Here is an 11,027-nt window from a genome sequence, read left to right as displayed (position 1 = left end):
GTTACTAGCCAAATTTCTGACCTGGCTTCCCCACTATTAATTTTCCTCCATTCTTAAAAACTAATAAACTTCTCATAGGTTTATTAGGGATGATTTTTTAAAAAAGTCTTTTCATTTTCTTTTTACAAACAGTCTCTTAGTGTATTTGTAGTCAAGATTTTTTCTCTTGTATTTTCATCCAATTCATCAACCAAAGCAATAGAAAAACAAATACTTATAGGAGGTCTAAAATCATAAAAACGTTGTAACAGTAGTGTATGTAATTCTGTTTTTTCTTGAGCATACTTTAAACATTGAATACTGAACTCTCGTAAAGAATCAATGTTTAGTTGATAAAATTCAGCAAAAATGAAAAAAGCTTCTCCTCTACAATGAGCAAACCTAATTGACATATCAAAACTTTGTTTTCTAGCTACAAAATTAAATTTTTTATCTTCATTAGCAATATTTTGTTTGATATCTAGAAAGCCATGATTTTCTCTTAAATTTGGAATCACAAAATCTAAATATCTAAATAATTCGCTTTGATTTTTACAATTTTCTGGAGGTAAGGCGTATGTATTTTTCCAGTTAGGAGGAAATGTTACCTCGTTAATGTTAGGAGGGAATTTTACATCGTTAATCATCTCCTTAATTTCATTAATATTTGTATAACATTCTTTGATTCTTTGATTTAACTCAAATTTCTTGTCAGGAGAAGATACAATCATTCGTTCTTTCATAAAAAAATAAAGTTTTTCTTCCCATTTTTCCCAGAGTGCAAACCAATTTTGCGATTTAGTAGGAAATGCTAGATTGTTAATAATGTTCTTGATTTCATAAATTTTTGTATAGCATTCTTTGATTCTTTGATCTAACTCAAATTTCATATCGGAAGAAGATACAATCATTCGTTCTTTTTCTAAAAAGGCACATTTTTCATTCCACAGTGCAAGCTTATCTTTCAATTGTTGCCAATCATTGTCTGATGTCATTTTTAATCTATTCCTACTTTAGATTCTAATACAGTTGAATATCAGTTGCTTGTTGACTTAGTTTTTACTTATGTTAACAGATAAAATTATGATGTAGATGTAATAATTTTTCTTGACTTAAATGCTTATTTATGATAATTAAATTAATAGAAAAGAAATCCAATAATAATTCCTTAATTTAATGAATAATTTTTATTGTCGTCCCGAGGACTTGCCCCCTCGCACCCCCGTTAATGATTCCTTACAACGCAACTTAGATCAAGCTGTAACTCGTCATTTTTACGCAACTTGCGATCATCTGACCCAACAAGTCTTATCCCGTGGTGGATGGTATGTTACAACTTGTGGCACAGCTTTGACTTTAGTAATTATTTGTGAAACTAGACGACATAATTGGGATGTATTAAAGTATATGTCTTCTTTGGCTAAATATTTGAAAGAATTTGCTCCTAAGACAAATATTCGCATTTATCCTCCACCAGGAGACGGAACACCCTTAGAAATGCGCTTTCAATTACCAATGATGTCTCGATAGTCGGTAAATGAGCAGTGATCTCTCCAACTGCTCATTGCAACCACGAAAACTCTCATTATAGTGTTGCAACTATACTCAATGGTATTGTCCTTTTTGCCATCGTTTACAGTTTAGTTTTATCACGGTTATATTTAAGGTTTGGGGACTGGTTATAATTTATGCTAGTCCCTGAAAATGTTGTTGAAAATATTGTTGATATAAACGGCAACTAATGATAACTTTATGACCTTGAAAATGAACTAATCCTAAACTTTGTAACTTGATAGATTCTACCAAATCTAGTTCAATGGGTTGAGAGGCAAGAACAACTTTTTCTAAAGCCTTTAACAACTCAGTATTTTGTTGTTTTACAGCCCATAATTGTCTTTGTAGATGGTCAAGATAAATGTTAGAAATAGCATTATTATAGGCAAGTAGAAGCTCATCTAGGGTTACTTTTTCAACAGAAATATGATACAAAGCTAATTTTAATAAATAAGGATTACCTCCTACTAAATCCATTAATTTTTGCCCTTGCTTTAGCGACCAATTTATCTTGTATATTTTTGCTAAATCTTGAACTTGTTGAGGTGTAAACATGGGCAAAGTAATAGGAATTCCCACATTAAAGGGAGATTGGTTAAGATTTAGTGGAATGTAAACTTCAGCAGAATGAACCACAATCAAACGTAATTTTTTCCATATATCCTTATTTTTTCCTTCTTCGTGCCAAGCTCGTAATAAACCAAAAAAATTATCCGCTAAATCAGGATATTGAAACAAACGATCAACATCATCTAATCCTAATACTAAGGGAGTTTTTAAAGTGGATAAAATATACTCTTCAAAATAGATTTTACAACTAATTTTACTTCCAAATAAATCGTCCCAATAATCAACAACTTTATTCTCAATGTTTAAACTTAAACTAATATTAGCACAGAACCATCGTAAAAATTTATCTAAGTCTTGAAATAACCATGTATCTGCTAATTGAAAACTTAAAGAAACAGCAGCACAATTATTTTGACTTCCATGTTCAATGATTCTTGCTAGTAGAGAACTTTTCCCCATACGTCTAGGTGCTTTGAGTCGAATTAATGCTCCAGGTTGTAAAATAGCTTTATAACACTCTGTTTCTATAGGCGATCGCTCAAGATAGAATTGAGAGTCAAGGGGAACTTGTCCTTCTGGTAATTCTGGTTCGGGAGATAAAGTTAATGAACTGTAGTCAATAGAAGATATCTGGGGATAAAAAAAGTCCTCATCACATAACCTTAATTCAAACGCTTTAAAACAATATTTTAGGGTTTGTTTATCTACTTTTGACTCACCAGCGAACACTTTCATGAGGGTATCCATCGCTAGGCCAATTTTTTCACTTAAATCCTCTAAAGTGTAGCGTTTTCCTTGATTTTCCTTATATTCAGCTTCAAGTTTTGCGTTTTGTAGTTTTTCTAAACCTATTTCTGTGAGAATAACTCCACGTCGTCTTTTTTGTTTTTTGTCATTGTTTTCTATCATAATTATCAATATTATTAAAAGCGAGTGCCATAGCAGAAGTCAGGAGTCAAACTAGCTTTATATGTAGATAAACTTTGTTAACCCCTAGTTCTACCGCTATATTTTACCCTTAAAGTTTAGCGAACTATGGAGTATTTGTCTTCTCCATTTTATAGTTTTTAAGTGTAATACCAAATCCACTTATTAAACCCCTTTTATCTATTCCATCTAAACCCCGTAGAGACGTTGCATGGAACGTCTCTACAAAAGGGTGTACTATATAACCATTCAGTCCCCAGGGTTTAGCTAGGAAATGAAAGTCGTAATCATTCGTTTAATTTTCTACAGTCTCTCAAGATTAAATAGTGCTTATTAAGATTACTTTTAAGCTGATATCTAATATCTGAATACTTACCGCGATATTTCGGGCAAACTAAAAGGGCAAAGATCAAAAGTTAAAATTTAGCCCAAAATTTAGGTTTAAATTCTCTTCATTTATTAGTTTATGCTGTTTTAATGAAACGAATGATTTCTCTAACTTGATGTAGAAAGTTGCTATCTTCAGTTAATTGAGAAATAGCTTTTCTTGCTTCTCTGGCAATTTCTTGATGTTCTAAGGCATTTTTTGCTTCCAATTTATCTAATTGCGCTCCAATAGTAATAACTTCTTGGCGAGTTATATCCCAGTTTTTTTCTTGTTTATTAATCCAAGAATTAGGATTGCTGATATTTAATTTACTTTGTAGTGAGTTAACTTCTTGTTCTAATTTAGCAAAGCGACTTCTTAACTCTATAATGTCTTCACGGGGATATTTAATCTCTTGTCTTATGCTGCTTAAACGATAGGCTAAATACTGATACCCCCGAACCGCAGGTCGTAATCCTGTTAATAATAATGTCGCAAAAGAACTAATATATCCAACAGAACTAATTCCCAAAGCAGCTAATTCATAAAGTCCCAAAGCAGACAATAAGTGAAGGGCGATCGCTACGAAAAAAGCCCATTTACTAACAGCAGTAACATACTCTAACTTTTTATGGTCTACAACAATCCCTTTCTCCAAAGAAGTGGCTATTTCTGAGGCAACTTCTTTGGCATCGAAGTAAACATTCCAAGGAATAGTAATAATGGCCAGTAACCACCAAAAACTAAGAACACCAATTACCCAATCAATAAAATTACCGGCAGGAATTTGTAACCATTTTAATAAAAAGAAAGCGACTAAAATTAAAAATCCTAACCCACCACTAAAACCGAAGTACCAATAATAACCGTAACTCTTTCTCATAATTGACTCTCAATTTCTAATTCTAGTTTTGCAGTTTTTAGACAATATAGGTTAATATTTGTGACGCTTCTTTAATTGTTCTATTGTCTATTTACAAATATACTATTTAACAAGAATTTGGGCAATATCAATCATTTCTTGATTTTTACTAAAATAGTACGAAAATTTTGTTCTCAAATTTTGACCGATGCTCCTGCCTTTGAACTTCTAAAATCAATAGACTATATGTACTGTTTGAGCAAGAAACCAAATTGATTTTTTTAGTCAAGCGTTGATCTCTAAAACCCTCACTGTGAGGATTTTACAACTCTTGTTACTTGGTCCTTCATCGTTTTGATAGGCTACTTGATTTCCCCTATTCTTCCTGCTTCCTCTGCACTGGTTTATGATGTATAATGGCTTATTGTTTTTGAGCGATGTTTATGACTTTTTTATTAGTTCTAATATTTTATTTTATATTTTTTGGGGCAATAGCTTTAGGAATTTGGCTATATATACGATCAAGTTTGCCCAACAGCACAGAAAAGTTAATTTTTTCTGTTATACCTCTACTAATAATTCTTTTATTATCGTTAATACTTCAGGAGATTTTTCAGCAACCTAGTTGGCCAATTAATGGAGGTCGTTTAATTCCATCTTTTGCCCTATCTTTGGCTTATCCTCTGTATCCCTCCCCCGGAGACGGTCCTGCTTGGAGTGCTTTATATGGACCAGTAACAGCTATAACTTATCTTCCAACCACTCTCACTGTTTCTCCTACAGATGCCATATTGCTAGGCTCGATAATTACGGCAATTATATTTTTCTTACCTGTTCTATTACTTCATATAGCATACAAAAAAAATATTAAGCATGTCTCACTTGGATTGTTTACTTTCATCGGTTGGTGTTTTTACGTTCTTTCTTCACCTAGCCTAACTTACTCAGCTTTTCGCATTCATGCAGATGGAATTGCTTTAGGTTTTGGTGGATTAGCAATGGTTTTTATTTATTTTCGTCATCATTATAAGTCAATTGTTTTTTTTATTTTATCAGCTATTTGTATAACTCTTAGTATCTGGAGTAAACAAGTTATTTTACCGATAATTGTTGCTCTACCAATCTACATCCTTTTTGCTGATGGTCGTCGCCACTTCTTATCGTATCTTCTTTGTATAATCTCATCTTTTATAATAATTTCGGGAATATTTTTGCTCGTTTTTGATCCCGCATCTATGTTTCACAACTTAATTGTCATACCCGGTTCTCACCCTTGGGATAACTCAAATAAATTGATTGCTCTGGTAGGTTCAACCAGACAACTTCTAAAATTTAGCTTATTACCAATAATTACGGTCATTTTTGTTATATCACTTTATTTTAAAAATGACATCCAAACAGTTAAAAATATAAGAGAATGGTTGAAAAATAACCCTTGGATTGCCTCAGTAGCTCTTGCGATCTTTTTAATTCCTTCATCTTCTGCTGGTTTCTCTAAAGTTGGAGGTGATGTCAATGCTTTTAGTTTTACTCTTTACTTTATATCCATAGCAGCCTCTTTAGCTCTATTACAACTTAGTATAGGTGAGCAAAATATTTTTGTACTACCTGATTTAATACCATCATTAGCTAAGCTATTTATTGTTATTTCAATAATTGCTTTTACAATAACAGAGTTACCGCCTAGTTTTCCAACTTTAGCAAGAACTTTAACAAACTTTAGAAATAACTCAACAGAGACGGCTTTCTTATATGCTAAAAAATATCCCTATGAAACCTTTTTTCCATGGCAGACATTAGGAACAATCATGGCAGACCGTAAAATTTACCATTTTGTTCATGGTATCAATGACAGAAATGATGCCAACTTGCCGATGAATCAAGAAACTTTTAAAGCCTATTTACCTCCTAAATTTCAAAGAGTTGCTTTTCCAAATAAAATAAATAAAAATGTAATGACTTATCTTCCTGAATTTAATCAAAAAGTTGAGATTTCTGAATTACCAGGTTGGACGGTTTATGAGAAAAATAATCCATGAACTACCCCGCTTTGAAAAGAGATTTTTCTCCTTTTTTAAGTTTAAACTATTTTTTTACATAGTATGTACTGTAGAACCATAACAGGGTAGAATAGCAAGGAATTAGAATATATAGGAGTATAGAAAAATCATGTCAGGACTTGCTATTGCTGCTTTTGCTGGATATATTGTCGCCTTTACAGCGATCGCCCTTGGATTATATTTTGGTCTTCGTATTGCCAAGATTATTTAAAGGATGAGATAAATAGGCATCCCTGTCGATTCGTCGCAGGGAGTCTCTAGATTAATTATCTTTTATTCCTTTTTTCTGCTCATTCCAAATCATCAAACTCTGCTTTTAAATCCCTGGCCATCAACTCCTTTACAGCTTCTTGGGGAGTTATTTTGCCGTTAATCAGTCGGTAAACTTGACGAGAGATCGGGATAGCAATTCTATATTTTTTTGCTAATTGTACCAACACATTAGTTGTATTAATACCTTCTGCTGTACTGCCTAATTCTGCTAAGATTTGTTCTAAACTTTTTCCTTTTGATAAACCATAACCTACCTGATAATTACGGGATAAAGGACTATAGCAAGTTGCGATTAAATCACCTAATCCTGATAGTCCAAAAAAGGTTTCTGGGGATGCACCTAATTCGGTTCCAATGCGAATCATTTCTGGTAAAGCTCGGGTTAATAGGGCAGATTTAGCATTAGTTCCTAACTGTAGTCCATCGCAAACACCAGAAGCGATAGCCATAACATTTTTTAAGGTTCCTCCTAATTCTGTACCTATAGGATCATGATTAGAATAAACCCGAAAAATTTCAGAGGAAAAGATTTCTTGCACTGTAGCAGCAGCGGCTAAATTCTCACTAGCTACTACAGTTGCGGCCGGTAATTTTTGTTCTATTTCTTTTGATAAATTAGGACCCGACAAAACAACAACAGGGTTGCGAGGAAAGCTTTTTTGCCAGATTTGTGAAGGGGTAAGAAGGGTTTTATTTTCTAATCCTTTGGTAGCAGTAATAAAAATAGTCTGGTTAGGAATTGTTAAAGCTGTTAATTTTTCTATGGTTGGTCTAATTCCTTTCATAGAGACAGCAGAGAGAATTACATCTGCTTCTTGAATAACTGAAGCTAAAGATTCATTGCTTGTTCGTGACCAAAGTTTTACATTATTCTGCTCATTATATTGAGCTAATTTTGCTAATCCTTGTCCCCATAATCCTGCGCCAATAATTGTTAAGTTTTTTTTTGAATTACTCATGTTTTTGTTGTTATTTGTACATTGACTAACAGAGTCTTTTGGATACTTAAATTTTAACAAAATGCTGGCATAATTCCTCATCTTATCGATAAATTATCTAAAAAATACTAATATTTTAGATGGGAATGAATACAACTTAAAATTTTATAACGCATCCGCTTTATATGATTTAATTGCTAAGTTTTGACTTTTTGCTTCTAAGTTTTAACTCATAAAATTAGTTACTTCCATGAATTTTATCAGCAATTTTTAGTTGATCTTCAAGAACACTCTTTAAATCTTTTGCTGTAGTATTAGGATTAGATAAAACACTACGCAAAACAACAATTTGCTGATTATAGTTAGGGTCGAGCAAGGTAGTTTTAGACACAAAAGTTATGCCCTGTTTAAATTGTTCTTTTTGTATTTGTTGATTAAGTTGGTTAATTCTTTGAATTTCAGTATTAGTCAAGGATCTGTCTCGCAATTTTTTTAGTAAATTATCGGGAACATAGCGATAATTTACTATATTTAATGTCGGTTGTAAAATCAATTCAAATTGTTTAAACCTATTAATTAATCGAGAAAAGTATTGAGCTTTTTTTATACCATTATTAATCAGCATCTCGTATCCTTTTTTGCCAATAATATGAAGCGCACCATGTAAACATAAAGAAAGTGCAGAGCGCGACCCTTCAATAGTAAATCTTCCTAGATCATAAGTGTCTTGCTGCGCTTGATAACGGGCGGTAGTTGCAGCATAATTTAACAGTTGAGGATCTTTGAAAAGACAAACACTAATTCCTTGGGGTAAATATAATTGTTTATGACCACAAATAGTAATAGAATCAGCTTTTTCGATACCTTTTAATTTGCTTTTATGTTCCTCAGAAAAGATAGTGGGAACACCCCAAGCACCGTCAACATGAAAATGAATATTAAATTTCTTGGCAATATCTCCTAGTTCCCATAAAGGGTCAATTTGACCCGTTTCTGTTGTGCCAGCAATACCCACAAGGGCGAGAATAAATAGCTTATTTTTTCGGCATTCTTGGATTTTTTCTTCAAGCTGCTTACAGTTCAATTTCCCTTGACTGTTGTTATCAATAAAAATAATATTATTGGTTCCCAAACCCAAGATTGAAGCAGCTTTATTGAGGGAGTAGTGCATTAACCGAGAGCCAATAATAACAATATCTTCATAGCCCTTTTTACTTAAAACTTTGTACAAACTTTCTTTTAATAACTCCTTCGAGTTCTCTTGACTTAATAAACTTGCATTGCGCGCGCATAATAAAGCACTAATATTAGCAGTTGTTCCTCCTGTTGTCACAATACCTAAATTACGATTTTTTTGTTGAATATTTTCTTCGTAAAATTCCTCTGAAAAGTTATAGATAAGACGATGTAAAATAGCGATCGCTTCTCTTTCTAAAAAGAGCAAAGATTTGGATGTTTCAATTTTGACTAGATTTTGATTCAATTGTGAAATCAGCTTGCTCATATCGTGGAGAAAATTTGGCAAAGCTGATGTCATGTGTCCAATATAGGTGGGAGAACCAGTATCAATAGCGTAGGGTAGCACCTCTTGATAAAATTGGCTATAGTAGTCTTCAACAGTTACAGGATAGTCCGGGAGTTCGCTTCGTTTAAACTGTTGAGCTAGGGTATCGGAACTGATATCAGGTCGTGTAAAAGGTTTCTGCTGAACCTCACCATCTTGATCGTTGGATGTACCCAAAACTACCTCTGGTTGGAAGTATTCTAATATTCTTTGTTTTGTAGATATTTTGTCTGCTTTGATATGATGCACTGTTGGTGATATTTTAGTGGCTTCTAAACACAAAAAAAAGGTTAATACTTAATTATTTTAACCGGTAGGGGTGAAGTTTTTTCATTCTTACCTTTTTACTGTTTTCAACTGGTGGTATCTCTTAAATAGTGTTTAAGATTATTTCTTTCTCTTTTGATGGTAATTTGCCAAGACATAGATCGTCCTTCTTTTATCAAGGATACTTGTTGTTCAACCCATTTTATGATGTCGGTTTCGTAGAGCATTTTTCAATGTTGATAGGGCAGTTTTTATTTAAAATTAGCTTACTATTAATAGCCAAAAATGTCATTAACTGTGATATTAATATCAGGAAAAGCTAAAGGTGATACTTGACTGTCTAAAGATAATCTTGTTTCATTTTCATATAGTCCATTAACAGGAGAACGATAGACAATTAACTGTTTATTCTTAACATCAACCACCCAATAGTCTTGAATATTTGCTGCTGCATAAGTATTTCTTTTTTCTGAGGTATCAAACTTCAAAGTAGAATAAGATATTTCAATTAACAAATAAATATCTTCAGGGTAGGGATGATGGGAACGATAAAGAGAATGGGGAAGACGAACAATAGCAATATCTGGTTCAGGTTCAGATTGAGTAAGGGTAATGGGTCTTGCTTCTCTAATCCAAGCTATTCCTTGGGTTAATCGACGGAAATAATCAGCCAAAGTTTCCCCAATATAAGTATGTTCTGTTCCTTCAGGAGACATTTCTAAAATAAGTCCATTAATTAACTCAACGTCACGATAAATCAATAGTCCAGATTCTATCATTTTATGATAGTCTTCAACAGAAAATTTAGCTGTTATTGCTTCCATTTTTGTCAGTTTATTTATGTAATCTACAGTAATAATATTTTAGCTGATGATTCGATGTCATCAGTTGAAAGTTGCTATATGCACTCATCAGCGCAAAATTAAGTTTAATCTACGATACTTAAGCATTTAGCTCTATAAATAGAATATTTTGGTTAAAAATGATTAAAATACTTGACTTTTCCCCCCTTATGCTATTTTACTTCCCAAACAACCTTATTATCTTTTTCTGAGGAGTGTTAATGATTAAGAAAACGACTTTATTATCTAGTGTTGCTTTCGGTAGCTTACTGGCCTTAAGCTTAACTCAAAGCGCAAAGGCTGCCGTTTTTGACTTTTCCTGGAATAATTCTGGGGGAACTTTTGAAGATCCTACCAGTCGAGATAGTGAGTTAGGAGATGGACTCTCTGCTTCGGGAACCATCACCTTAGATGATGCAGTTGGCGATGGAGGTAGCTTTACCATTGCTGATATTACTGCCTACAGCATTGAATTATTCAATGGAACCAATTCCCTGTTTACTTTCACAGACGCTAATAGTGCTAACTTTGCACAGAATGGCAGTAATCTTCCTGCTATCATTGAAGGAACTCTCAGTGGCAATGCTTTATCCTTTAGTCGCTTCTCAGTAACCACTGCTCAAAACTACTTCGGTTGTGCTGCTGAACTGATCGCTGCTGGCTGTTTGCTTTCTCCTTTCATTAATTAGGGTTTGCTGAAAAAGTTACTCCGAAATTTATGCCACTTCTGACCAAGAATTCTCTGGCAAATTAATAAGTTTTCCTACATAAGAATGATTTAAACTATAATCAAAATTAATGAAAAGCCGCTCAATTAGTTGACT

The 11,027-nt window shown here is 33.2% G+C and carries 11 protein-coding genes; 4 read left to right on the top strand and 7 right to left on the bottom strand.

What is annotated here, in order from left to right; genetic code table 11:
* Positions 1–122: 122 nt before the first annotated feature.
* Entirely contained in the window at positions 123–974 is an 852-nt protein-coding gene (locus QNJ66_RS23695; protein ID WP_300511116.1) for a hypothetical protein, read from the bottom strand.
* A 181-nt stretch (positions 975–1,155) separates the two neighbouring features.
* Between QNJ66_RS23695 and QNJ66_RS23690 the strand changes: the two genes are divergently transcribed.
* Positions 1,156–1,509 carry a hypothetical protein gene (locus tag QNJ66_RS23690; protein WP_300511115.1) on the top strand — a complete coding sequence of 118 codons (354 nt, stop codon included), beginning with the start codon at positions 1,156–1,158 and terminating at the stop codon, positions 1,507–1,509.
* Between the two features lie 156 nt (positions 1,510–1,665).
* Here QNJ66_RS23690 and QNJ66_RS23685 read toward each other — a convergent pair whose 3' ends face one another.
* On the bottom strand, positions 1,666–3,012 hold the full coding sequence (locus QNJ66_RS23685) for an AAA-like domain-containing protein (RefSeq protein WP_300511114.1): 1,347 nt from the start codon (positions 3,010–3,012) through the stop codon (positions 1,666–1,668).
* Between the two features lie 482 nt (positions 3,013–3,494).
* Positions 3,495–4,280, bottom strand: a complete 786-nt coding sequence (locus QNJ66_RS23680; RefSeq protein ID WP_300511112.1) for a hypothetical protein — start codon at positions 4,278–4,280, stop codon at positions 3,495–3,497.
* A 422-nt stretch (positions 4,281–4,702) separates the two neighbouring features.
* Between QNJ66_RS23680 and QNJ66_RS23675 the strand changes: the two genes are divergently transcribed.
* Positions 4,703–6,298, top strand: a complete 1,596-nt coding sequence (locus QNJ66_RS23675; protein WP_300511111.1) for a hypothetical protein — start codon at positions 4,703–4,705, stop codon at positions 6,296–6,298.
* Positions 6,299–6,428: 130 nt separating this feature from the next.
* Complete coding sequence (gene petL / locus QNJ66_RS23670; protein ID WP_300511110.1) at positions 6,429–6,530, top strand: cytochrome b6-f complex subunit PetL; 102 nt, start codon at positions 6,429–6,431, stop codon at positions 6,528–6,530.
* Between the two features lie 79 nt (positions 6,531–6,609).
* On the opposite strand, the gene QNJ66_RS23665 is transcribed toward petL, so the two are convergent.
* The 4 genes from QNJ66_RS23665 to QNJ66_RS23650 form a co-directional block, all read right to left on the bottom strand.
* The gene (locus QNJ66_RS23665) at positions 6,610–7,551 is read right to left on the bottom strand and encodes an NAD(P)H-dependent glycerol-3-phosphate dehydrogenase (protein WP_300511109.1); all 942 of its coding nucleotides are present in this window, start codon (positions 7,549–7,551) and stop codon (positions 6,610–6,612) included.
* Between the two features lie 217 nt (positions 7,552–7,768).
* Complete coding sequence (locus QNJ66_RS23660; RefSeq protein ID WP_300511108.1) at positions 7,769–9,376, bottom strand: aminotransferase class V-fold PLP-dependent enzyme; 1,608 nt, start codon at positions 9,374–9,376, stop codon at positions 7,769–7,771.
* Positions 9,377–9,447: 71 nt separating this feature from the next.
* Positions 9,448–9,588 (bottom strand): hypothetical protein, encoded by a 141-nt coding sequence (locus QNJ66_RS23655; RefSeq protein WP_300511107.1) that lies wholly within the window; start codon positions 9,586–9,588, stop codon positions 9,448–9,450.
* Between the two features lie 45 nt (positions 9,589–9,633).
* Positions 9,634–10,185 (bottom strand): Uma2 family endonuclease, encoded by a 552-nt coding sequence (locus QNJ66_RS23650; RefSeq protein ID WP_300511106.1) that lies wholly within the window; start codon positions 10,183–10,185, stop codon positions 9,634–9,636.
* Positions 10,186–10,424: 239 nt separating this feature from the next.
* Here QNJ66_RS23650 and QNJ66_RS23645 point away from each other — a divergent pair, with 239 nt between their 5' ends.
* A complete protein-coding gene (locus QNJ66_RS23645; protein WP_300511105.1) occupies positions 10,425–10,892 on the top strand; it encodes a hypothetical protein in 468 nt (155 codons plus the stop codon).
* The last annotated feature ends 135 nt before the right edge of the window (positions 10,893–11,027 follow it).

The organism is Crocosphaera sp. (genome assembly GCF_030064895.1).
In the GTDB taxonomy this organism is placed as follows: Bacteria; Cyanobacteriota; Cyanobacteriia; order Cyanobacteriales; family Microcystaceae; genus Crocosphaera.
Note: the sequence above shows the minus strand (reverse complement) of the source record. Positions and strands in the feature narration are given on the sequence as shown.